The following is a 22,175-nucleotide window of genomic DNA, read 5'->3' as shown; positions in this document are numbered from 1 at the left end:
TTGGCGGGCTGAAGCGGAATCTGAGGGCAACCCGACCACAGTACAAATATCGAGATGCGGTGCGCTGGTCTGCCACCATCACGCGGCCGTGGTGACATGATGGTCGAATGGCGCAACCCGAGGATCCGGAGGACTTCGTCGCACCTGCGGCACACCGGGTTCGCGCGGGCACACTGCTGTTGGCCAACACCGATCTGCTGGAGCCCACCTTCCGGCGCAGCGTGATCTACGTGGTCGAGCACAACGACGGCGGCACCCTGGGCGTGGTCCTGAACCGGGCCAGCGAGACCGCGGTTTACAACGTGCTGCCGCAGTGGGCCAAGCTCGCGACCAAACCCAAGACGATGTTCATCGGAGGCCCGGTCAAGCGGGACGCCGCACTGTGCCTGGCGACGGTGCGGGTGGGCGTCGACCCGAGTGCGGCGCCCGGACTGCGGCATGTGCAGGGCCGGGTGGCGATGGTCGACCTCGACGCGGATCCCGACTCGATCGCACCGATGGTCGAGGGGGTGCGGATCTTCGCCGGTTACTCGGGCTGGACCATCGGCCAGCTTGAGGGCGAGATCGAGCGCGACGACTGGATTGTGTTGTCGGCGTTGCCCTCTGATGTTCTGTCCGAGCCGAAGGTGGATCTGTGGGCCCGCATCCTGCGCCGGCAGCCGCTGCCGCTCTCACTGCTGGCGACCCACCCGATCGACCTGTCGCGCAACTAGCCTCTCGGGTGCTCTAGCGGTCGCAGGCCAGCGTGCACGTCCCGCATCCGCTGCCACCGCCGCTGCCGCAGCCACCCCCGGCCACCGCGGCCTGCTGCGCGTTGCGCCGCGCGACGGCGGTCGCGGCCTGCCAGCACCCTGCCGCGACGGTGCCGATCGCGCCGGCCACACAGACCACCAGGATCACCACCGACAGCGGGGCGGTCGCCGTCAGGGCCACCACGGCGCCGGCGCCCAGCATCACGGCGGCGGCCAACTGGGTGGGCGCCACGGCGCGCAGCACCTGCTGGACGTAATCGGTGGACGGGCGACGCGTCAGCGACCATGCGCCCAGCGCCGCGGTCCCCACGGCCGCGCACAGACTCAACACGGCAGCGACGAACATGGGCTTCAGAATACGGTGCCGGCGATGGGCCGTCGTCCCCCGGGCGCCAGGCTTCGCCCGGGGGACGACGCCGTCTATCCCTGCAGTCCCAGCAACTGTGGCGCGGGCGCCACGGCAGGAACGGCGGGAGCCGGGGGCGGCGCCGCGGGCAGCGGGGCCGCAGGTGCGCCGGCAGGCGGTGCGGCCGGGGCCGAGCCCGGCACGCTGACCTTGAAGCCGTTGACGATGGCCTCGGTGGCGTCCGCAGCGGCGACCACCTGGTCGACGCTCGTGGTGACCGACAGCGACACCAGGTAGTGGTCGGGGCCCGCGGCGGCGATGACATGGCGGCGGGATGTGTTCAGCGTCATGTTGTTCTCGCGGTAGGTGCCTTCGATCAGCGAGGACGGCATACCGCCGAAATCGGCGAGCGACGCGTCGGTGGTGCGCCAGGCGGGCAGCTTCTGGCTGTCGATGAAGCCGTGGCTGATGGCCTCCTTGGGGTCGAACGCGCCGACCAGCTTGTACACCACCACCTGGGCGTTCGAGGAGTACAGGCCGTTGCCGCCGATCCGGTCGGCGAGCACGGCGAACGCGTCCGGAACGTTCGGGTCCGGGATGTGTTCCCAGCCCCGCGGCTTGGGCAGCACGATGTTGAGCGCCTGGAAGCCCTGGCTGGACTGGGGCTCCATCGTGACGCCCTTGGCGGCGAAGAACTCGCTCAGCGTGCCCGAGGTGGCCGGGGCGATCGTCGAGACCGGACGCGGCGGCACCGCGGGGGCCGACGGCGCGCTGATGCCGGCGGGCACAGCGGCCGCGCCGCCGGTGGCCGGCGTCACACCCGGGGTCGGGAGGGGCTGGGGTGCGGCGTTGGGCGTAACCGTGACGGTCTGCGTCACTGTGGCAGGCGCGGGCAGCGGGGGCTGCGGCAGCATCGGCTGGGCCGACGCCGTCGTGGCTGTGATGCTCAGCACCCCGGCGATGCCGACGGCGCAGGCACCGAGGCCACCTGCCAGAACCCGCCAGTGACGGGCGATTTCGCTCATCGAGTGCAATCCTTCCCAACGCTTGAGGGTTGTCAGGCGAGCAATGTATCCATGGCCGATCAAGCCCCACCAGGGCTGGAATCGACCTGGGATCAACCTCTGATACATCCGCAACGGAACCGAGACCTGCCCGTGGCCGGGAAATCGGCGAAGCGGGTGCTTATACCCTGGTGGGGTGACTGAAACGCCGACTGGACAGCCCGCTGCAACAGAGTCCTCGCGCGAGCGCTCGTCCGGTGACACTGACACCCCGGTGCACCGCTATACCGCGGAGCTCGCCGGGGAGATCGAACAGGCCTGGCAGCAGCGGTGGTCGAAGAACGGCACGTTCAACGTCGCGAACCCGGTCGGATCCCTGGCGCCGGCCGACGGCGGTGAGGTGCCCGCCGACAAGATGTTCGTTCAGGACATGTTCCCGTACCCGTCGGGTGAAGGCCTGCACGTCGGGCACCCGCTCGGCTACATCGCCACCGACGTGTACGCCAGGTACTTCCGGATGACCGGCCGTAACGTGTTGCACGCGTTAGGTTTTGACGCTTTCGGCTTGCCCGCCGAGCAGTACGCGATCCAGACCGGCACGCATCCGCGCACGCGTACCGAGGCCAACATCGTCAACTTCCGCCGCCAGCTCGGGCGGCTGGGTCTGGGCCATGACTCGCGGCGCAGCTTCTCCACCACCGATGTGGAGTACTACAAGTGGACCCAGTGGATCTTCCTGCAGATCTTCAACGCGTGGTTCGATCCAGAGGCCGGCAAGGCCCGCCCCATCGCGGAGTTGATCGCCGAGTTCGAAAACGGCACCCGGCAGGTCGGCGACGGGCGCGCCTGGGCGGAACTCGATGCCGCCGACCGAGCCGACGTGGTGGACGCCCACCGCCTGGTGTACCTCACCGACTCGGTCGTCAACTGGTGTCCGGGCCTGGGCACGGTGCTGGCCAACGAGGAGGTCACCGCCGACGGGCGCAGCGAGCGCGGCAACTTCCCGGTGTTCCGGAAACGGTTGCGGCAGTGGATGATGCGCATCACCGCGTACTCCGACCGGCTGCTGGAAGACCTCGACGTGCTGGACTGGCCGGACAAGGTCAAGACCATGCAGCGCAACTGGATCGGCCGCTCGACCGGCGCTTCCGTGCTCTTCGGCACTGACGCCGGTGACATCGAGGTGTTCACCACCCGTCCGGACACGCTGTTCGGTGCGACATACATGGTGCTGGCCCCCGAACACGATCTGGTGGACCTGCTGGTCGCCGACGAGTGGCCCGCCGGCGTCGATGAGCGTTGGACGTTCGGCGCGGCCACCCCGCGTGAGGCGGTCGCGGCCTACCGGGCGTCGATCGCGGCGAAATCCGATCTGGAGCGGCAGGAGAACAAGACCAAGACCGGCGTGTTCGTTGGCGCCTACGCGACGAATCCCGCCAACGGACAACAAGTTCCGGTGTTCATTGCCGACTATGTGCTGGCCGGGTACGGCACCGGTGCGATCATGGCGGTGCCCAGCGGCGATCAGCGTGACTGGGACTTCGCGACCGAGTTCGGGCTGCCGATTGTGGAAGTGGTCTCCGGAGGCGACGTCTCGAAGGAGGCCTACACCGGCGACGGGGTGATGGTGAACTCCGGCTTCCTCGACGGTCTTGACGTGGCCGCCGCCAAGCAGGCGATGACCGAGCGGCTGACCGCGCACGGGCGGGGACGGGCGCGCGTCGAATACAAGCTGAGAGACTGGCTTTTCGCCCGGCAACGGTACTGGGGCGAGCCGTTCCCGATCGTCTACGACGAGGACGGGCGGGCGCACGGGCTGCCCGAGCACATGCTGCCCGTCGAACTGCCCGACGTGCCGGACTACTCGCCGGTGCTGTTCGACCCGCAGGACGCCGGCAGTGAGCCGTCCCCGCCGCTGGCCAAGGCGACGGACTGGGTCAACGTCGAACTCGACCTCGGCGACGGGCTCAAGAAGTACACCCGCGACACCAACGTGATGCCGCAATGGGCGGGCAGCTCCTGGTACGAGCTGCGCTACACCGACCCGCACAACGCAGAAGCCATGTGCGCCAAGGAGAACGAGGCGTACTGGATGGGGCCTAGGCCGGCCGAGCACGGTCCGGACGATCCGGGTGGCGTCGACCTGTACGTCGGCGGGGTCGAGCACGCCGTGCTGCACCTGCTGTATTCGCGGTTCTGGCACAAGGTGCTCTACGACTTGGGGCACGTCAGCTCCCGTGAGCCCTACCGTCGGCTCGTCAACCAGGGCTACATCCAGGCGTTCGCCTACACCGACTCGCGGGGAGCCTACGTGCCGGCCGCCGAGGTCACCGAGCGCGACGGCAGGTTCTACTGGCTCGACACCAGCGGCGGCACCCCGAGAGAAATCGAGGTGAACCAGGAGTTCGGCAAGATCGGCAAGAGCCTGAAGAACTCGGTGTCGCCGGACGAGATCTGCGACAACTACGGCGCCGACACGTTGCGGGTGTACGAGATGTCGATGGGCCCGCTGGAGGCATCACGGCCGTGGGCGACCAAAGACGTCGTCGGCGCGCACCGCTTCCTGCAACGCGTGTGGCGGTTGGTCGTCGACGAGGAAAGTGGAGCCACCCGGGTGTCGGACGCCGGGCTGGACGACGAGACCCTGCGGTTGCTGCACCGCACCATCGCCGGGGTGGCCGATGACTATGCGGCACTGCGCAACAACACCGCCGCGGCCAAGCTGATCGAGTACACCAACCATCTGACCAAGCAGTCGGTGACGGCGCGGGCGGCGCTGGAGCCGCTGGTGCTGATGGTGGCCCCGCTGGCGCCGCACCTGGCCGAGGAAGTGTGGAGCCGGTTGGGACACGAGACCTCGCTGGCGCACGGCCCGTTCCCGGTGGCCGACGAGCGCTATCTCGTCGAGGACACCGTCGAGTACCCGGTGCAGGTCAACGGCAAGGTGCGCGGCCGTGTCACCGTCGCCGCCGACGCGCCCGCGGACGCGGTGGAGGCCGCCGCGCTGGCCGACGAGAAGGTGATTGCCTTTCTGGACGGAAAGACCCCGAAGAAAGTCATCGTCGTCGCCGGCCGGCTGGTCAACGTCGTCGCCTGAGAAGCGCTCAAAACAGGTGCGGAATCGGGAGTAGAGCGCGCATCCTTGGGTATCTGGCCGCTGCCGGATGCCGGAGGAGAAGCCATGGCCGTCGAAGCCCCGAACCTCGTCAATATCACGCCGCGGCGGCCGTTCCCGGCCCGACTGGGACCCAAGGGCAACCTGGTCTACAAGCTGATCACCACCACCGATCACAAGCTGATCGGCATCATGTACTGCGTCGCGTGCTTCACCTTCTTCCTGGTGGGTGGGCTGATGGCGCTGTTCATGCGGACCGAGCTGGCGTCGCCGGGTCTGCAGTTCCTGTCCAACGAGCAGTACAACCAGCTGTTCACCATGCACGGCACGGTGATGCTGCTGTTCTATGCGACGCCGATCGTGTTCGGCTTCGCGAACCTGGTGCTGCCGCTGCAGATCGGCGCCCCCGACGTGGCGTTCCCGCGGCTCAACGCGTTCTCGTTCTGGCTGTTCCTGTTCGGTGCGCTGATCGCGATGAGCGGGTTCCTGGTGCCCGGCGGCGCGGCGGACTTCGGCTGGACGGCGTACGCGCCGCTGTCCGACGCGATCCACTCGCCCGGCCCGGGCGGAGACCTGTGGATCATGGGCCTGGCGCTCAGCGGCCTCGGCACCATCCTGGGCGGGGTCAACATGGTCACCACCGTGGTGTGCATGCGCGCGCCGGGCATGACGATGTTCCGGATGCCGATCTTCACCTGGAACATCCTGGTCACCTCGCTGCTGGTGCTGCTGGCGTTCCCGATCCTGACCGCGGCGCTGTTCGGGCTCGCGGCCGACCGCCATCTCGGCGCCCACGTCTACGACCCGGCCAACGGCGGGGCGATCCTGTGGCAGCACCTGTTCTGGTTCTTCGGCCACCCCGAGGTGTACATCGTCGCGCTGCCGTTCTTCGGCATCGTCAGCGAGATCTTCCCGGTGTTCAGTCGTAAACCGATCTTCGGCTACACCACGCTGATCTACGCCACCCTCGGTATCGGCGCGTTGTCGGTGGTCGTGTGGGCCCACCACATGTTCGCCACCGGCGCCGTGCTGCTGCCGTTCTTCGCGTTCAGCACCTATCTGATCGCGGTGCCGACCGGTATCAAGTTCTTCAACTGGCTCGGCACGATGTGGAAGGGCCAGTTGACGTTCGAGACACCCATGCTGTTCTCGATCGGTTTCCTGGCGACGTTCCTGCTCGGCGGCCTGACCGGCGTGCTGCTGGCCAGCCCGCCGCTGGACTTCCACGTCACCGACAGCTATTTCGTGGTGGCCCATTTCCATTACGTGCTCTTCGGCACCATCGTGTTCGCCACGTACGCCGGGATCTACTTCTGGTTCCCGAAGATGACCGGCCGGCTGCTCGACGAACGGCTGGGAAAGCTGCACTTCTGGCTGACGTTCATCGGTTTCCACACCACGTTCCTGGTGCAGCACTGGCTCGGTGACGACGGCATGCCGCGCCGCTACGCCGACTACCTGCCCAGCGACGGGTTCACCCCGCTCAACGTGGTGTCGACCATCGGCGCGTGCATCCTCGGCCTGTCGATGCTGCCGTTCCTGTGGAACGTGTTCAAAAGCTGGCGCTACGGTGAGCCGGTCGTCGTCGACGATCCGTGGGGCTACGGCAACTCGCTGGAGTGGGCCACCAGCAGCCCGCCGCCGCGGCACAACTTCACCGAGCTGCCCCGGATCCGGTCCGAGCGTCCCGCGTTCGAACTGCACTACCCGCACATGGTGCAGCGGATGCGCTCCGAGGCCCACGTGGGCCCGCACGCCACGGCGTTGGAATCCGGGGAGGGTTTCGGCCCGCGCACCGAGCCCGACCGCTAGCGATTCCGGCGTCAGCGGGGCCGGACGATGACCTCGTGGATGTGCGCGTCGGGCGGGGCGTTGATCGCGTCGGCGGTCACCTTCGCGACCGTCTGCGGGCGCAGGAACTGGTCCGGTTCGTAAGGGCGGCCCTCGTAGGCGACCAGGTCCTCCTGCATCGGGGTCGCGATCCGACCGGGATGCACCGACGTCACGCGCAGTGCCGGCTCGTCGGCGCGCAACGACTCGGCGAAGCCGCGCAGCGCGAACTTGCTGGCCGTGTACGAGGCAAGTCCGGGCGAGGCCTTGATGCCCGCACCGGAGTTGATGAACACCACATGCCCGCCGGCGGCGCGCAGCGCGGGCAGCAGTTCCAGCGTCAGCGCCACCGTGCCGATGACGTTGACGGTCATGGTGGCGCGCCATTCGTCGATGTGGGATTCGCCGACCCGGCCGGGGTAGGACACCCCGGCGTTGTGGATCAGCACGTCGAGCTCGACGATCGGTTCGACGACCGCGGCCATCGAGTCGGGATCGGCGAGGTCGACGGGCCAGGTGGTGGCGCCGAGTCGTTCGGCGACGGCGTCGAGCCGGGACGACGGCCGCCCCGCGAGGAACAAGGTGTGCGTGGGCGCCAGCGCGTCGGCGAGGGCGGCTCCGAGGCCGCCGGAGGCCCCGGTGATCATGGCGGTCGGCACACCGACGACCCTACCGACCTGCGGACCGGGCGAAGTCGTCGCATCATGGGGGGCGATGCCGCACGATCCGAGCTTCACCTCCACCCAACTGGCCGCCCGCGCGGCCTACTTGCTGCGCGGCAACGACCTCGGCGTGATGACCACCGCCGCTCCGCTGCTGTACCCGCACATGTGGAGCTGGGACGCGGCGTTCGTGGCGATCGGGTTGGCGCCGCTGTCGGTGGAGCGCGCGGTGGTGGAGCTGGACACGCTGCTGTCCGCCCAGTGGCGCAACGGCATGATCCCGCACATCGTGTTCGCCAACGGCGTCGACGGGTACTTCCCCGGCCCGGCCCGCTGGGCCTGCTCGGCGCTGGCGGCCGACGCACCGCGCAACCGGCACACCTCGGGCATCACCCAGCCGCCGGTGCACGCGATCGCGGTGCAGCGCATCCTCGACCACGCGCGCAACCGGGGGCGCTCGACGCGGGCGGTCGCGCAGGCGTTCCTGGACCGGCGGTGGAACAACCTGGTGCGCTGGCACCGTTGGCTGGCGGAGTGCCGCGACCAGAATGAGCGCGGCCGGGTGACCCTCTACCACGGCTGGGAATCCGGGATGGACAACTCGCCGCGCTGGGATGGCCCGTACGCCAACGTGATTGCGGGGGAAGTGCCGGAGTACCAGCGCGAGGACAACAAGATCAACACCGACGCCACCCAGCGGCCGTCGGACATGGAGTACGACCGCTACCTGTGGCTGCTCGAGGAGATGAAGGCTGCCCGCTACGACGACCAGTTGCTGTCCAAGACCGTGAGTTTCGCCGTCGAGGACGTCTTCGTCTCCGCGATTCTGGCAGTGGCGTGCCAGGTGCTGGCCGAGATCGGGGAGGACCACAAGCGGCCCAACGCCGACGTCAAGGACCTGTATGCGTGGGCCGAGCGTTTCCGGTCCGGAGTGGTCGCCACTACCGACCAAAGGACCGGTGCGGCAAAGGATTACGATGTCCGCGCGGACAAGTGGATCGCGACCGAGACGGTGGCGCAGTTCGCTCCGCTGCTGTGTGGCGGCCTGCCGCACGAGCGGGAACGGGCGCTACTGAGGCTGCTCGAGGGGCCGCGGTTCTGTGGCCATCCCGACCTGGCGTACGCGCTGATCCCGTCGACCTCACCGGTGTCGCGGGACTTCCGCCCGCGCGAGTACTGGCGAGGCCCGGTCTGGCCGGTGATGACGTGGCTGTTCTCGTGGTGTTTCGCGCGCCGCGGCTGGGCGGAACGGGCGGCGACGCTGCGGCGGGAAGGGCTGCGCCAGGCCAGTGACGGGACCTTCGCCGAGTACTACGAACCGTTCACCGGCGAGCCGCTGGGCAGCATGCAGCAGTCGTGGACCGCCGCGGCGGTCCTGGATTGGCTGGGCTGAACCGTTATTCGGCGATGCGCTCGAGGGGTGCCAGCGCCTTGGACAGCGCGTCGAGCTCCTCATCGCTGAGCTTGCTCAGCAGCGCCGCGAGGTGAGCGCGCCTGGACTCCAACGCTTCCCGGTGCTGCTCGAGGCCCTCGGGGGTGATGTCGACGAGCACGGCCCGCAGGTCGGACGGATCGCGGTCCCGCTTGACCAGCCCGAGCTTCTCCAGCCGGCGGATCGCCACCGTGGTGGTCGGCGTGCGGACCTTCTCGTGGGCGGCGAGCTCGGTCATCCGCATCGGGCCCTGATCGAACAGCGTGAGCAGGATCGACAACTGGGCCAGGGTCAGGTCCCCGGAGGTCGCGGTGCGGCCGGTGTGACGCATGACCGACAGCACCTTGGACAGCACTCGCTGCAATTCGCTGGCGAGCTCGCTGACGCGGGCGTCGGTCGGCACCATAATTCAGGCAGTCTAACCGCTACGGGTCCGACAGGTTGAGGTGTCGCGGGATTTGACGAACGTGTCGATGTAGCCGGATCGCTTAGAGGACCTGGGACAGGAACCGTCGCAGCCGGTCGGTCTCGGCGCTTTCGAACAGCTGCTCAGGAGGCCCGGTTTCGACGACCTGACCGTGGTCCATGAACACGACGGTGTCGGCGGTCGACCGCGCGAAGCCCATCTCGTGGGTGACCACCACCATCGTCATCCCGTCGGCCGCGAGGTCGGCGATCAGTTCCAGCACCCCTTTGACCAGCTCCGGATCCAGGGCCGAGGTGGCCTCGTCGAAGAACATCACCTCAGGCGACATCGCGAGGGCACGGGCGATGGCCACACGTTGCTGCTGCCCGCCCGACAGCGTGGCGGGACGGGCGTCGGCCTTGCTGCGCAGCCCTACCCGATCCAGTTGCGCCAGCCCGAGTTCGCGGGCCTGTTCGGCGCTGAGCCGCTTGAGCTTGCGCGGGGCCAGGGTGACGTTGTCGAGCACCGTGCGGTGCGGGAAGAGCTGGAACTGCTGGAACACCATGCCGATGCGCTGCCGCAGCTGATCCGGGTTGTCCCGCAGCACCGACCGCCCGTCGAGCAGGATGTCGCCCCGGTCCGGTTCGTAGAGCCGGTTCAGGGTGCGCAGCAACGTGGACTTGCCCGATCCGGACGGTCCGATCACCGCGGTGCTGGATCCCGCGGCCACGTCCAGGTCGACGCCGCGCAACACCGCGGTTTTACCGAATGACAGGTGAATGTCCTTGGCGGTCAACGAGACCGGCTGCGTCTCGGTCTGCATCAGTTCATCTCCTGGGAGGTGGCGAGCACCAGCGGGTCCTCTTCGTCACGCTTGCGGCCACGGCGCAATCGGGTGTCGATGTAGTTCACCAGATGGGTCAGTGGGATCGTCAGCGCAAGGTAGAACAACCCCGCGGCCACCAGGGGTGACAGGTTGCCGGTCTGGGCGTTGAGGTCACGGCCCACCTGGAAGAGCTCACGCTGGTGGGCGACCAGACCGAGAAAGTAGACCAGCGAGGACGCCTTCAGCAGCGAGATGAACTGGTTCATCAGCGCCGGCAGTACCCGCCGCACACCCTGGGGCACCACCACCAGCCGCATCGAGGTCGCGTAGCTGAAACCCAGTGCGCGGGAGGCCTCCAGCTGCCCGGGATCCACGCTCTGGATACCGGACCGGAAGATCTCACCGACGTAGGCGGCCGCCATCAGCCCGAGGGCGGCGATACCGAGTGGGAACGGATTGTTCCCGGTCAAATGACCGACGACGGGGCCGAGGCCGAGCCCGATCAGCAGGATGATCACGACCTCGGGCAGGCCCCGGAAGATGTCGGTGTAGACCCGCGCGGGCCAGCGCAGCCATCGTGATTTCGAGATGCCCGCGATGGCCAGCGCCATGCCGAGGATCAGCCCGATGACGCTCGCCGCGACGGTCAGGATCAGGGTGTTGGGCAGACCCGTCTTGAACAGGTCCGGGATGGCCTGCTTGTACAGATCCCAATCCAGAAACGACGCCGCCAGCTGGGACAGCGTCGATTTCGGTTGCACCGGGGCCGCCGGGCCCTGCGCGTTCTGGCGCTCCGCGGCGATGGTGTTGAAGTCGGGCAGCTGCGGTATCGGTGCGGCCTTGGATCCCGGTTTCCAGCCCGGCGGCAGTGCGCGCGGCACCCACTCGGTGTAGAGCCGCGCCCAGGTGCCGTCGGCGATGATCGCGTCCAGGCCCGAGTTCAACGCGTCGATCAGCGGCTGGTTGTCAGACGCCACCGCCCAGGCGATGAAATTGTCCAGGCTGAAGGTGTTTTCGATGATCTCCACCGGATCGGCGGCTTGGACCGTGCCCTGCGCCTGCTGCGACGGCGCCACCCACGCGTCGATCTGCCCGGTCTTGAGGCTCGCATAGACGGTGTTGTAGTCGGGGAACTTCACCGGCTGCAGGCCCAGCGTGTCGATGACGTAGGCCTCCTGCACGGTGCCCTGCACGACGCCGATGCGTTGTCCGGCCGCCAACTGGTCGAACCCGGTGATGGCCGAACCCCTCGGGACGACGAGGGAGAAGTAGCCGAAGTCGTAGCCGTTGGTGAAACCGACGGTGCGGCGACGGGCCTCGGTGGTGGTGATCGACGACGATCCGACGTCGAACCGGCGGGAGGCCACCTGCGCCAGCAGCCCGGAGAACTCCGTGCCCACGAAGTTGATCTGCAGGCCGAGCTTGCCGGCGATGGCTCGCAGCAGCTCGTTGTCGAAGCCGGTGAACTGCCCGGCAGAGTTGATGCAGATGCTCGGCGGTGCGTCGGACAGGGTGCCTACGGTCAGGACGCCCGGCTGCCCGAGGCCGAGCGCGTTGACGTCGACGGACTCCAGCGGCTGCACGGTCGCGGTGGTGTACTTGTCCGCCGCGGGTCCGCTCGCGGCGGCGGCGAGGTTGGTGGGCAGCGCGCTGGCGCTCTCGATGCCCGGCGGGGTGCACTGGTCCACCTGCGCCCCGGCCGGCGCGGCCATGGCCATCGCTGCGACCATTCCGATGATCAACGCCAGGACGAAACTCTTCACGGTCGTGCGCAGTACCCGCAAGCAGTTCATTCCAAGCAACGTAGCGCCCAGCCCGAGCGGGGCGGCGGATTCGGCTCAGCGAGAGCCGTCTCTAGACGAGCCCGCAACCGAAAACGCCGCGCCGTACCAGCTCAGCTAGCAGGATCGCGGCCATCACCTCCGCGCGTCCGGCGCATGCGGCCCGCGCGGCGTCCGGTGCGCCGGCGCGGATCGCGGCCAGCTCGGCCTCGTAGGACGGCAGCAGCCGGTCGCGGCCTTGCGTGTAGGACTGCCAGAACGCGTGTGGGATGAAGGTCTGCGAGGACTCGATCGTGGCCTGCAGCCGGGGACCGGCGTAGGTGTCGGTGATCATGGTGCGGAACCTGTTGGCGTGCAGGTCGAACTGCCGGGCGTCCCGGCCGTCGCGCATCTGCGCCAGTTCGGTTTCCAGCTCTGCGAGCACCGTGGGGTCGGCGGCGGCCGCCGCGCGCGCGGATGCCGCGCCGCTGAGGAGTCCGTAGAGCTCGTGATGCTCCCGCAGCGTGGCCTCGTCGAACCTCTCGACGTACGCGCCGCGGTGGTAGCGGGTGGACAGGATCCCGTCGTGTTCGAGCTGTACGACGGCCTCCTGGACCGGAACCCTGCTCAATCCGAGCTCGTGGGCAATCTCGTTGCGGTCCAGGCGATCTCCGGACCTGAGCCGGCCGGTCAGCACCATGTTGACCACGTGGGACACCACGAGATCCTTTTCCTTCACCCCGTACTTCTTGGGCATGGCGGCGCCAGTGTCTCACGGCGCCCACCCCCGCTGGGGCGGATCCGCAGCTTCAGGCCCCGGCGTCGGTCCGGTCGCGCCAGCGGCACAGTGCTTCGGCCTGGCCGAGGTCGTAGTCGGGGCCGTTCACCCCGACCGTGAGCAGCGTGATGCCCAGTGCGCGCAGCGCCTCGGCGTTGTTCACCAACGCCTCGTGGTCACGCCCCTCGACACCGGCGGACCGCTCGATGGCCGCCGGGTCGCGGCCGACGTCGGCGCAGTGGCGCGCCAAGATGTCGGCCTTGCGCGGGTAGCTCTCGCTGTCGGAGAACGAGTGCCAGATGTCGGCGTGCTGGGCGACCAACCGCAGGGTCTTTTTCTCCCCGCCGCCTCCGATCAGGACCGGGATATCCCGGAGGGGCTGGGGGTTGAGCGTGGCCATCCGGGCTTCGATTCGCGGCATCGCGGTTGCGAGGTCGTCGAGCCGGCTGCCCGCGGTGCCGAACTCGTAGCCGTATTCGTCGTAGTCCTTTTGTTTCCAGCCGGAGCCGATACCCAGGATGAGCCGGCCGTCGGAGATGTGGTCGACGGTGCGGGCCATGTCGGCCAGCAACTCCGGGTTGCGGTAGGAGTTGCAGCTGACCAGCGCGCCGATCTCGATACGCGAGGTTTGCTCGGCCCACGCGCCGAGCATGGTCCAGCATTCGTAGTGCGCGCCGTCGGGATCACCGTAGAGCGGGAAGAAGTGGTCCCAGTTGAAGGCGACGTCGACGCCGATGTCCTCGCAGCGGCGCAGCGCGTCGCGGAGATGGTCGTAACGCCGGGAATGCTGGGGCTGCAGTTGCACGCCGATACGGAGCGAGCGGTTCGGGGAGGTCATGGCCTCCCGAGTTTCCCGCGACGAGAGGACACAAACTCACGGCCCCAGCGGGCCCCGGTACGCGGCGCGCCGAAAGCCGCCCTACACACCGATATTGCCGTCGTCCTTCCACACCACCACCACCGATGGCCGCGCGGTTCCGTTGCCGCCCTCGGGCCAGCGGGACTGCGGGCTGTCGATGCTGTTCTCGTCACTCTCGCCGGGGTGCTGCACGCACACCGTGACCAGTTCGTCGGTGACGACGGGCCCGCAGGTCTCCGCGCCGAGCGGCACGGTCAGGAACTGTTTGGTCTCACCGCGGTGCGGTCCGTCCAGCGCGACGGCGAACAGGCCGTCATTGGAGTCCAGCGCGTTGCCGTCGGTGGAGATCCACAGGTTTCCGTGACTGTCGAAAGCGAGGTTGTCCGGACAGGAGATCGGACTGACCTTCGACTTGTCGAAGCCGCCGTAATACGTGTCGGCCGCGGCCGGGTCACCGCAGACCAGCAGCAGTTCCCAGGTGAAGTCGGTGCCGGCGTGGTTGTCGGTGATCTCCAGAATCTGCCCACTCTTGTTGTCGTTACGGGGATTCGCCGCGTCTGCGGGCGCCTCACCGGATGCCCCGCGCTTGCTGTTGTTGGTCAGCGCGACATACACCTTGCCGGTGGCGGGGTTGGCCTCGAAGTCCTCCGGGCGGTCCATCTTGGTGGCGCCGGCCTTGTCGGCAGCCATCCGGGTGAACACCGCGGCCTCCGCGGCAGTGATGCCCTCGATCAGCGACTCGGCACCGTCAGGTCCGGAGCGCAGCAACGGAATCCACGTCCCGGTGCCGCGGAACGCCCCCGTCGCCGGGAGGTCCCCGGAGCCGTCGATGTCACCGGCGGGGATGTCGCTGGAGAGTTTCGCGACATACAGCGTGCCCTCGTCCAGGATCCCCATGTTGTGCGCCATCGCGGCCGGGTCGTACCCACCTCCTGCCGCTCCTGCGCCGCCCCGCATCTTGCGACTCGAGACGAACTTGTACATGTAGTCGAAGCGCTCGTCGTCGCCGGTGTAGGCGACCACGGTGCCGTCCGCGGTGACGTGAATGTTGGCTCCCTCGTGCTTGAACCGCCCCAACGCCGAATGCTTGACCGGTGTGGATTCCGGATCCCACGGGTTCAGCTCGACCACGTAGCCGAAGCGGTTCACCTCGGTGGGTGTCGCGGCCAGATCAAACCGGGGATCGAAGTTCTCCCAACGCAATTCCGACGGTTCCAGGGTGACGCCGTAGCGGTCGTGGCGATCGGCGTCGACCGGTCCCAAAGCCGCGGTCCCTTCGGGTGCGCCGAAGTAGGTGTGGAAGTTCTCCTCCCCGGAAAGCACGGTGCCCCAGGGGGTGACACCGCCGGCGCAGTTCGCGATGGTGCCCAGCACGGTGCGTCCCTCGGGGTCGGCGGCGGTCCTGACGAAATCGGTGCCCGCGGCGGGACCGGTGATCGTGAACGGGGTGTCGGCGGTGACGCGCCGGTTGTAGCGGCCCATCACCGGCCGCAGACCGCCGTCGGGCATGCGCTGCACCTCGACGACGCCCATCCCCATCGACGCGATCTCGATGTCGAACTGCTCGCGGGTCGGAGCATCCGCGTCGTAGCCGGGGAACATGAATTGCGCTGTGGCGTATTCGAAGTTGGTGACGAGCAGGAAGTGACCGGGCTGCCCCTCGATGGGCAGCAGGCCGGCGAAGTCGTTGTTGAATCCGAATTGGCCGCGTTGGGCGGCGCCACTCTGGTTGCGGACGTCGAACTCGGGTGCGCCGGGCAGGACGGGGTCGCCCCAGCTGATCACCACGGCCTGCCGGTAGCCGTCGGCGACGACGACGGCGTCGTCGCTGTTGGGCGCGACGGACGCGAAGTTCATCCCGGCCGGTGGTGCGGACGGCGCCGCGGTCGCCGAGGAGGAGGTCGGCGCCGGCGCGGAGGTGTTCGAGCACGCGGCCAGAACCGAGCCGGTGCCCACGGCCAGCACCGCCACTCCGCCCGCGTGCAGCAGCGACCGCCGCGACACGGCCGCGGCGATGTCGCCGAAGTACTCGTTGTCGCTCGTGTTCGGCACCGGCTTGGAGCACGCGTCGCCGCATTTGTGCACGCAGGTCACGCGTTGGCGCTTGGACTTCCCGTTGTGGGTGAGGAAAAGGTTCAGCGGCACGAGCGCCATGGCCTCGGGTATCCCTTCGACGTGAACTCCGGCCGCGGGCTGGGCGGCCGGACCAGCGGGAAGTTACTGGAACCGGGCCAGCGGAAGGCAACGCGCAGGTGAACACTCGACGACGCGTGGCGCGATATGGCAGCCGAATTTGCTCCACCCGGCCTCACAACCGGGTATCGTTCCTGCCGACTCAAATAACGGGGGGGTAAATAGTGACTGTTGCGCGGGGAAACCAGAAGCCAGGACGGCGCTCTCGCCACGCTCGCCGAGCCGAGGGCTTCGCGGTGCGCCGGTGGCTGCAGCTCGGCGCCGCATCCGCAGGGATGGGCGCCGCATTGCTGGGGTACTCGCTGTTGAGCCCGCAGGTCGGCGTCGCCGGCGCGGAGACCGGCGACACGTCCGCGGTGTCCGCGGGCGCGTCGACGTCGGACGCGGCTGAACGCGACGGCACCGCGAGCGATACCACGGGCACGGGCACGGGCACGGGCACGGGCACGGACACCGAGACCGCGACCGACGACACCGACGACACCGACGTCGACACCGACGTCGAGGGGCCGGCCGGTGAAGACGACGACGAGGCCGTCATCGACGACACCGCCGAGATCCCCGACGGTGACACCACCGGTGGCACCGCGAGCGACGACACCGACGCCCAGGACGCCGCCTCCGACACCGTCGCGGACTCCGATTCCGTCGTCGTTGACGCACCCGCCGAGCCGGTGCCGGGGTCCGATCGCCAGGCAGCCGATGAATCAGTGGCGCCGGCATCGCCCGCGCCCACCGACGATGCACCGGCCGTGGAAACCGGAGCGGCGCAACACGATTCGTCGGCACAGTTCGTCAGCGCGCAGTTGTCCGCGCCCACGGTGCCCGCACCTCGGCGCACGTGGCGCGAGATCGTCGGCGACTTCCTGGACAAGTGGACGGCGGACACCCGGGCCTGGATCGACTCGCGGGACGTCGACGGCGAGACCAAGGCGCGGATGGAGGCCAACTTCCTCGCGATGCGACGCGCCTTGTTCAACCAGGCACCCACGGTGGAGCCGATCCAGATCACCGGCAAGCTGACCGGGGCGATCACCGGCACGCTGGCAGCGGTCGACCCGGACGGCGACCGCCTGGTGTACCGGGTCGTGCGCGCGCCGCGGGAAGGCTCGTTGCAGCTCAACCAGGACGGAACCTACACCTACACACCGGATTCGGACTTCGACGGTGTCGACACGTTCCGCGTCGTGGCGATCGACGTCGGCCTGCACATGAACCTGCTCGATCTGTTCCGCCCGATCGGCACCCGGGTCAGCCCGCTGATCAACCAGGGCGCGATCAAGTTCGACTTCCAGTACAACACCGGCGCCGAGTACTGGACCGAGGACCGTCGCGGTGCCCTGCAGGACGCGGCCGATGCGCTGATCGTGTACTTCGTCGTGGGTAAGCCGGTGGTGCTCACCTACAACGTCACCGGGATGGAGGACGCCGAGTCGTCCACGCTGGCCTCGGCGGGCAGCAACCTGATCCGGACCGGCGCCGGCTTCTGGCGCACGGTGGTGCAGAACAAGTTGCTCACCGGCTACGACTCCAACGGCAGTGCCGCCGATGGCCGGATCACCTGGAACTTCGGCGCGGGGTGGGGGCTCGGTGAGGACGTCGACGACGGCGACTTCGACTTCGCCTCGACGGCGATGCATGAGCTGTTGCACTCGTTCGGGTTCCTGTCGTTGATCGGCGAGGCCGGCGACAACGACAACACCTACTGGACTGTCTTCGACAGCTTCGTCGTGAATGAGGACGGCCGGCGGCCGATCAACCGCCGCTACCGTTTCGACAGCGACTTCGACCCGATTCTCACCGGCGAGGACGGCGGCATGTGGTTCGGCGGGTACCACGCCGTCAAGGCGTACGGGGGGCTGGTCCCGATCTTCAGCCCGGATCCGTGGAACGAGGGCAGTTCGGGAAGCCACCTCGACGATTTCACATTCAGCGGCGACGACCAGTTGATGATGAATGCCCAGACGGACACCGGCCCGGGCGTCCGGGTGTTGAGCGCGATCGAGCTCGGCATCCTGCGCGACCTCGGTTACCAGGTGGATGAGCTGGACCCGCAGACATCACCGTTCGCGATGGCGCTGCTCGGTGTGGTGTTCCTGGGCCGGCTGCGCAGGAAGTCAGCCGGCGAGCACGCCGCGCAGTAGCTCGATCAACGCCACCGGCTGGTCGCTCTGCACCGAGTGACCGGAGTTCTCGACGATGTGCACCCGCCGGAAGCCGGGTGCGGTCCTGGCGAACGCGTCGGCGTCGTCGTCGTTGACGAAGAACGAGTTCGCGCCGCGGATCAGGGTGGTCGGGGTGGTCAGGCGGGGCACGTCGTCCCACAGGTTCTCGAAACCTTCGCCCCGGCGGATGCTGTCGTAGCGCCACGTCCAGGTGCCGTCTTCGAGGCGCTTGGCGTTGTGGAACACCCCGCGCCGCAACGAGTTCCGGTCACGGTGCGGGGCGGCGGCGACCGTCACCTCGAGCATCGCCTCGAACGACGGGAACGTCCGGTCGCCCTGCACCAGCGCGACGGTGCCCTTCTGCGCGTCGGTCATCTCGGTGTGCCGCTCGGGCGCCGACGGTGTCACGTCGACCAGCACGAGGCGGCGCACCAGCTCGGGCGCGGTCACCGCCACGCGCAGCGCGGTCAGCCCGCCCAGCGACATCCCGACCACCAGGTCGGCGTCGGAGGCGAGGTCGCGGATCACCGGCTCGACGGCGATCGCATTGAGTTTCGGGCCGTAGTCGCCGTCCTCCCGCCACGCCGACCGGCCGTGGCCGGGCAGGTCGATGGCCAGCGCGGGGACGCCGAGGCCGACGATCACCGAGTCCCAGGTGTGCGCGTTCTGCCCGCCGCCGTGCAGGAAGACCACGCGCGGTGCGCCGTCGCCGTACCGGATCGCGCTCACGGGCCCGGCGTCGATACGCTCGGCCGACGGCACCGTCGTCGCACCGACCTGCTCGGCGTTCTCGGGCAGCAGCGCGAACTCGTCGAGGTCGGTGACGGCAGTAAGGAACGCTTCGTCGGGGATCTCTGCCATGGCCTGACAGTACGACCCGCAAAATTCGGGTGCGACAGAAGGTGCCGGTGTGACACCGTCGGGCAGTGCCGCATTCACCGACCGCGTTGACGTTCCGTACCGCGCACGACGCCGACTGGCCGGCGATGGCCCTGATCGGCGCGACGGGCTTCGGTGTCTGGCAGCCGCCGGAGAGCTCCGAGGTGTGGCGTTCGCTGGTGCCCGCGGACGGCGCCGTGGTCGCGTGCGACGGTCCCGACGTCGTCGGTGTCGCCCTGATCCTGGACCTCGAGCTGACCGTCCCCGGCGGCGCGGTGCTGCCGATGGCCGGAGTGTCGTTCGTTGCGGTCGCGCCGACGCACCGCCGCCGCGGTGTGCTGACCGGCATGTTCGGTGAGCTGCACCGGCGCATGGGCAGATACCCGATCGCCGGGCTGGAGGCCAGCGAGGCAGAGATCTACGGCCGGTTCGGATACGGACCTGCCACGGTGTGGCAGAGCCTGTCCGTCGACCGCACCCGGGCGCGCGTCCATCGGGACGTGCCCGATCCGGGCGGCGTCCGGATCGTGCGCGCGTCCGAGCACCGCGCCGACATCGAGGACGTCTACGAGCGGTGGCGGTTGCAGACACCGGGCGGGCTGCGCACGCCGACCCGGCTGTGGGACGAGGTGTTCGCCGACCGGGAGCATGCCCGCAACGGGGGCAGCGCACTGTTCTGTCTGCTGCACCCCGACGGTTTCGCGATGTACCGGGTGCACAGCGGCGACGGCAAGGACCGCGTCGAGGTCACCAAACTGGCGGCCGTGACCGAGCACGCGTACATCGCTGTGTGGCGGGTGCTGCTCGGACTGGACCTGATGGCGACCGTGGACGTCGAGGGACACCCGCACCAGCTGCTGCCGTACCTGCTGACCAATCCGCGTCTGGTGCATCAGCGCGGCAGCCACGACGGGCTGTGGTTGCGGATGCTCGACATCCCCGAGGTGCTGCGGGCGCGCACGTACTCCGCGGATCTGGCTGTGGTGCTTGAGGTTTCCGACGACGGGCTGGGCGGTGGCGGCAGGTTCGCCCTCGAGGTGCGTGACGGTAGCGCCCACTGTGTGCCCACCGATGCCGCCGCAGACGTGCAGTTGGACCTGTCGGTGCTCGGCAGTCTCTATCTCGGCGCACACCGGGCTTCGGCGTTCGTCGCCGCCGGGCGGTTGCGGTGCGGCGATCCCGCGCTCCTCGCCGCGCTGGACGCGGCGTTCGCCACGGAGGTGCCCGCCGAACTCGGCTTCAACTTCTAGCCAGAACTTCTCGCCGGCTTCTGCCCCGCCCTCAAACGCCGAAATCGCATTCCATGCGGCGAAATCCGAGTGGAGGCCGCGTGGAATGCGATTTCGGCGAAAGGAGGGGTCAGCCCTCGATGAACTTCTCGAGCTGCACGCGGGCGAGGTCGTCGGCGAGCTGCTTGGGCGGGCTCTTCATCAGGTAGGCCGAGGCCGCCTCGATCGGGCCGCCGATGCCGCGGTCCTTGGCGATCTTGGCGGCACGCACCGCGTCGATGATCACGCCGGCCGAGTTGGGGGAGTCCCACACCTCGAGCTTGTACTCCAGGTTCAGCGGCACGTCACCGAAGGCGCGGCCTTCCAGGCGGACGTAGGCCCACTTGCGGTCGTCGAGCCAGGCCACGTGATCGGACGGGCCGATGTGGACGTTCTTGTCCTCGATCTTGCCGGCCAGCGAGCCGGACAGGTTCGAGGTGACGGCCTGGGTCTTGGAGACCTTCTTGGACTCCAGCCGCGAACGCTCCAGCATGTTCAGGAAGTCCATGTTGCCGCCGACGTTGAGCTGGTAGGTGCGGTCCAGCGTGACGCCGCGGTCCTCGAACAGCTTGGCCATCACGCGGTGGGTGATGGTGGCGCCGATCTGGCTCTTGATGTCGTCACCGACGATCGGGACGCCGGCGTCTTCGAATTTCTTGGCCCACACCGGATCCGAGGCGATGAACACCGGCAGTGCGTTGACGAACGCGACGCCGGCGTCGATGGCGCACTGGGCGTAGAACTTGTCGGCCTCTTCAGAACCCACGGGCAGGTAGGACACCAGCACGTCGACCTCGGCGTCCTTGAGCACCTTGACCACGTCGACGGCCTCGACGTCGGAGATCTCAATGGTGTCGGCGTAGTACTTGCCGATGCCGTCCAGCGTCGGGCCGCGCTGCACGACGACGTCGGTCGGCGGTACGTCGGCGATCTTGATGGTGTTGTTCTCGGAGGCGAAGATCGCCTCGGACAGGTCGAAGCCGACCTTCTTGGCGTCCACGTCGAACGCGGCGACGAACTTCACGTCGCGCACGTGGTACTGGCCGAGCTTGACGTGCATCAGGCCGGGAACGGTGGCGTTCTCGTCGGCGTCCTTGTAGTACTGAACGCCCTGTACGAGCGAGGACGCGCAGTTGCCCACGCCGACGATCGCGACCCGGACGTCATTGCTTGCGGTCATGACGGCTTCTCCTCTGTCCTACTGTTTTTCGTATTACTGGTGGCTGCGCGTAATGCTCACGTCTGTTCGGCGCGTCCCTGCGCCGATCTCTCCGCCGCGATCAACTCGTTGAGCCACTTGACTTCACGCTCGCTGGACTCGAGCCCCAGCTGGTGGAGCTGTCGGGTGTACCGATCGAATGAGCTGCTCGCCCGCGCCACGGCTTCACGCAGGCCTTCGCGACGTTCCTCCACCTGGCGGCGGCGACCCTCCAGGATCCGCATCCGGGCCTCGGCCGGGGTGCGGTTGAAGAATGCAAGGTGAACTCCGAAACCGTCGTCCGAGTAGTTCTGCGGACCTGTGTCGGCGACCAGCTCGGTGAACCGCTGCTTCCCGGCCTCGGTCAGCTGATACACCCGGCGCGCCCGCCGGACCTTCACGGTGCCCTCGGGGGCGGCGTCCTCCACGATCAGCCCGTCGGCCTGCATGCGGCGCAGCGCCGGGTACAGCGAGCCGTAGGAGAACGCACGAAACGCTCCCAGGAGGCCCGTCAATCTCTTGCGCAGCTCATAGCCGTGCATCGGGGACTCCTGCAGCAGGCCCAGGATGGCGAGCTCGAGCATCCAGGCACCTCCTCCAGCAATTCTGATGCGTCGCTACGACGGTTCAACACCTCGGGCGAGTGTATCGCGCCGATATATTGAGCGCTATAGCGAGCCACCCAAAACACGGTTCGTGCTG

18 protein-coding genes are annotated in these 22,175 nt (G+C 68.3%); 6 read left to right on the top strand and 12 right to left on the bottom strand.

What is annotated here, in order from left to right; all coding sequences use genetic code 11:
• The first annotated feature begins 107 nt into the window (after window positions 1-107).
• A complete protein-coding gene (locus tag ACXMYJ_RS17890) occupies window positions 108-713 on the top strand; it encodes a YqgE/AlgH family protein (protein WP_260756103.1) in 606 nt (201 codons plus the stop codon).
• Window positions 714-726: 13 nt separating this feature from the next.
• Here the strand turns inward: ACXMYJ_RS17890 and ACXMYJ_RS17885 are convergent, their stop codons facing one another.
• Window positions 727-1,098, bottom strand: a complete 372-nt coding sequence (locus ACXMYJ_RS17885; protein WP_460358117.1) for a hypothetical protein — start codon at window positions 1,096-1,098, stop codon at window positions 727-729.
• 74 nt (window positions 1,099-1,172) lie between these two features.
• Window positions 1,173-2,123 (bottom strand): LpqN/LpqT family lipoprotein, encoded by a 951-nt coding sequence (locus ACXMYJ_RS17880; RefSeq protein WP_260756101.1) that lies wholly within the window; start codon window positions 2,121-2,123, stop codon window positions 1,173-1,175.
• 175 nt (window positions 2,124-2,298) lie between these two features.
• On the opposite strand from ACXMYJ_RS17880, the gene leuS reads away from it, so the two are divergent.
• Window positions 2,299-5,199: a leucine--tRNA ligase gene (leuS, locus tag ACXMYJ_RS17875; RefSeq protein ID WP_460358114.1), complete on the top strand. Its 2,901-nt coding sequence runs from the start codon at window positions 2,299-2,301 to the stop codon at window positions 5,197-5,199.
• Window positions 5,200-5,283: 84 nt separating this feature from the next.
• The gene (ctaD, locus tag ACXMYJ_RS17870) at window positions 5,284-7,029 is read left to right on the top strand and encodes an aa3-type cytochrome oxidase subunit I (RefSeq protein ID WP_460358112.1); all 1,746 of its coding nucleotides are present in this window, start codon (window positions 5,284-5,286) and stop codon (window positions 7,027-7,029) included.
• 11 nt (window positions 7,030-7,040) lie between these two features.
• Here the strand turns inward: ctaD and ACXMYJ_RS17865 are convergent, their stop codons facing one another.
• Window positions 7,041-7,706, bottom strand: a complete 666-nt coding sequence (locus ACXMYJ_RS17865; RefSeq protein WP_260756099.1) for an SDR family oxidoreductase — start codon at window positions 7,704-7,706, stop codon at window positions 7,041-7,043.
• Between the two features lie 55 nt (window positions 7,707-7,761).
• Between ACXMYJ_RS17865 and ggh the strand changes: the two genes are divergently transcribed.
• On the top strand, window positions 7,762-9,102 hold the full coding sequence (ggh, locus tag ACXMYJ_RS17860) for a glucosylglycerate hydrolase (protein ID WP_460358108.1): 1,341 nt from the start codon (window positions 7,762-7,764) through the stop codon (window positions 9,100-9,102).
• A gap of 4 nt (window positions 9,103-9,106) precedes the next feature.
• On the opposite strand, the gene ACXMYJ_RS17855 is transcribed toward ggh, so the two are convergent.
• The 6 genes from ACXMYJ_RS17855 to ACXMYJ_RS17830 all read right to left on the bottom strand — a co-directional run bounded on the left by ACXMYJ_RS17855 (window position 9,107) and on the right by ACXMYJ_RS17830 (window position 15,924).
• Window positions 9,107-9,547, bottom strand: coding sequence for a MarR family winged helix-turn-helix transcriptional regulator (locus ACXMYJ_RS17855; protein ID WP_460358105.1), 441 nt, complete (start codon window positions 9,545-9,547; stop codon window positions 9,107-9,109).
• Window positions 9,548-9,629: 82 nt separating this feature from the next.
• Complete coding sequence (locus ACXMYJ_RS17850; protein ID WP_260756096.1) at window positions 9,630-10,370, bottom strand: amino acid ABC transporter ATP-binding protein; 741 nt, start codon at window positions 10,368-10,370, stop codon at window positions 9,630-9,632.
• Window positions 10,370-12,166: an ABC transporter substrate-binding protein/permease gene (locus ACXMYJ_RS17845; RefSeq protein WP_460358102.1), complete on the bottom strand. Its 1,797-nt coding sequence runs from the start codon at window positions 12,164-12,166 to the stop codon at window positions 10,370-10,372. The genes ACXMYJ_RS17850 and ACXMYJ_RS17845 overlap by 1 nt, the downstream gene beginning before the upstream one ends.
• A 61-nt stretch (window positions 12,167-12,227) precedes the next feature.
• Window positions 12,228-12,890 carry a GntR family transcriptional regulator gene (locus ACXMYJ_RS17840; protein WP_460358099.1) on the bottom strand — a complete coding sequence of 221 codons (663 nt, stop codon included), beginning with the start codon at window positions 12,888-12,890 and terminating at the stop codon, window positions 12,228-12,230.
• A gap of 52 nt (window positions 12,891-12,942) precedes the next feature.
• Window positions 12,943-13,749: an LLM class F420-dependent oxidoreductase gene (locus ACXMYJ_RS17835; RefSeq protein WP_460358096.1), complete on the bottom strand. Its 807-nt coding sequence runs from the start codon at window positions 13,747-13,749 to the stop codon at window positions 12,943-12,945.
• A gap of 81 nt (window positions 13,750-13,830) precedes the next feature.
• Window positions 13,831-15,924, bottom strand: coding sequence for a PhoX family protein (locus ACXMYJ_RS17830; RefSeq protein ID WP_460358093.1), 2,094 nt, complete (start codon window positions 15,922-15,924; stop codon window positions 13,831-13,833).
• Between the two features lie 275 nt (window positions 15,925-16,199).
• Here ACXMYJ_RS17830 and ACXMYJ_RS17825 point away from each other — a divergent pair, with 275 nt between their 5' ends.
• The gene (locus ACXMYJ_RS17825; protein WP_460358091.1) at window positions 16,200-18,107 is read left to right on the top strand and encodes an Ig-like domain-containing protein; all 1,908 of its coding nucleotides are present in this window, start codon (window positions 16,200-16,202) and stop codon (window positions 18,105-18,107) included.
• Here ACXMYJ_RS17825 and ACXMYJ_RS17820 read toward each other — a convergent pair.
• Window positions 18,081-18,989, bottom strand: a complete 909-nt coding sequence (locus ACXMYJ_RS17820; RefSeq protein ID WP_460358089.1) for an alpha/beta fold hydrolase — start codon at window positions 18,987-18,989, stop codon at window positions 18,081-18,083. The genes ACXMYJ_RS17825 and ACXMYJ_RS17820 overlap by 27 nt on opposite strands.
• A 65-nt stretch (window positions 18,990-19,054) precedes the next feature.
• On the opposite strand from ACXMYJ_RS17820, the gene ACXMYJ_RS17815 reads away from it, so the two are divergent.
• Window positions 19,055-20,257 carry an enhanced intracellular survival protein Eis gene (locus ACXMYJ_RS17815; protein ID WP_460358086.1) on the top strand — a complete coding sequence of 401 codons (1,203 nt, stop codon included), beginning with the start codon at window positions 19,055-19,057 and terminating at the stop codon, window positions 20,255-20,257.
• Between the two features lie 109 nt (window positions 20,258-20,366).
• Here the strand turns inward: ACXMYJ_RS17815 and ACXMYJ_RS17810 are convergent, their stop codons facing one another.
• Both ACXMYJ_RS17810 and ACXMYJ_RS17805 read right to left on the bottom strand, forming a co-directional pair.
• Window positions 20,367-21,455, bottom strand: a complete 1,089-nt coding sequence (locus ACXMYJ_RS17810; protein WP_260756090.1) for an inositol-3-phosphate synthase — start codon at window positions 21,453-21,455, stop codon at window positions 20,367-20,369.
• Window positions 21,456-21,511: 56 nt separating this feature from the next.
• Window positions 21,512-22,057 (bottom strand): PadR family transcriptional regulator, encoded by a 546-nt coding sequence (locus ACXMYJ_RS17805; protein ID WP_260756089.1) that lies wholly within the window; start codon window positions 22,055-22,057, stop codon window positions 21,512-21,514.
• Window positions 22,058-22,175: the final 118 nt, after the last annotated feature.

Source organism: Mycobacterium sp. ZZG (assembly GCF_054786995.1).
The sequence above is the reverse complement of the archived record's forward strand: the minus strand, read 5'-3'. Positions and strand labels throughout refer to the sequence as shown.

Excerpts from the sequence above, each read along its gene's own strand:
- ACXMYJ_RS17890 (WP_260756103.1), top strand. The coding sequence starts at position 108 with ATGGCGCAACCCGAGGATCCGGAGGACTTCGTCGCACCTGCGGCACAC.
- ACXMYJ_RS17885 (WP_460358117.1), bottom strand. The coding sequence starts at position 1,098 with ATGTTCGTCGCTGCCGTGTTGAGTCTGTGCGCGGCCGTGGGGACCGCG.
- ACXMYJ_RS17880 (WP_260756101.1), bottom strand. The coding sequence starts at position 2,123 with ATGAGCGAAATCGCCCGTCACTGGCGGGTTCTGGCAGGTGGCCTCGGT.
- ctaD (WP_460358112.1), top strand. The coding sequence starts at position 5,284 with ATGGCCGTCGAAGCCCCGAACCTCGTCAATATCACGCCGCGGCGGCCG.
- ggh (WP_460358108.1), top strand. The coding sequence starts at position 7,762 with ATGCCGCACGATCCGAGCTTCACCTCCACCCAACTGGCCGCCCGCGCG.
- ACXMYJ_RS17855 (WP_460358105.1), bottom strand. The coding sequence starts at position 9,547 with ATGGTGCCGACCGACGCCCGCGTCAGCGAGCTCGCCAGCGAATTGCAG.
- ACXMYJ_RS17850 (WP_260756096.1), bottom strand. The coding sequence starts at position 10,370 with ATGCAGACCGAGACGCAGCCGGTCTCGTTGACCGCCAAGGACATTCAC.
- ACXMYJ_RS17845 (WP_460358102.1), bottom strand. The coding sequence starts at position 12,166 with ATGAACTGCTTGCGGGTACTGCGCACGACCGTGAAGAGTTTCGTCCTG.
- ACXMYJ_RS17840 (WP_460358099.1), bottom strand. The coding sequence starts at position 12,890 with ATGCCCAAGAAGTACGGGGTGAAGGAAAAGGATCTCGTGGTGTCCCAC.
- ACXMYJ_RS17835 (WP_460358096.1), bottom strand. The coding sequence starts at position 13,749 with ATGACCTCCCCGAACCGCTCGCTCCGTATCGGCGTGCAACTGCAGCCC.
- ACXMYJ_RS17830 (WP_460358093.1), bottom strand. The coding sequence starts at position 15,924 with ATGGCGCTCGTGCCGCTGAACCTTTTCCTCACCCACAACGGGAAGTCC.
- ACXMYJ_RS17820 (WP_460358089.1), bottom strand. The coding sequence starts at position 18,989 with ATGGCAGAGATCCCCGACGAAGCGTTCCTTACTGCCGTCACCGACCTC.
- ACXMYJ_RS17810 (WP_260756090.1), bottom strand. The coding sequence starts at position 21,455 with ATGACCGCAAGCAATGACGTCCGGGTCGCGATCGTCGGCGTGGGCAAC.
- ACXMYJ_RS17805 (WP_260756089.1), bottom strand. The coding sequence starts at position 22,057 with ATGCTCGAGCTCGCCATCCTGGGCCTGCTGCAGGAGTCCCCGATGCAC.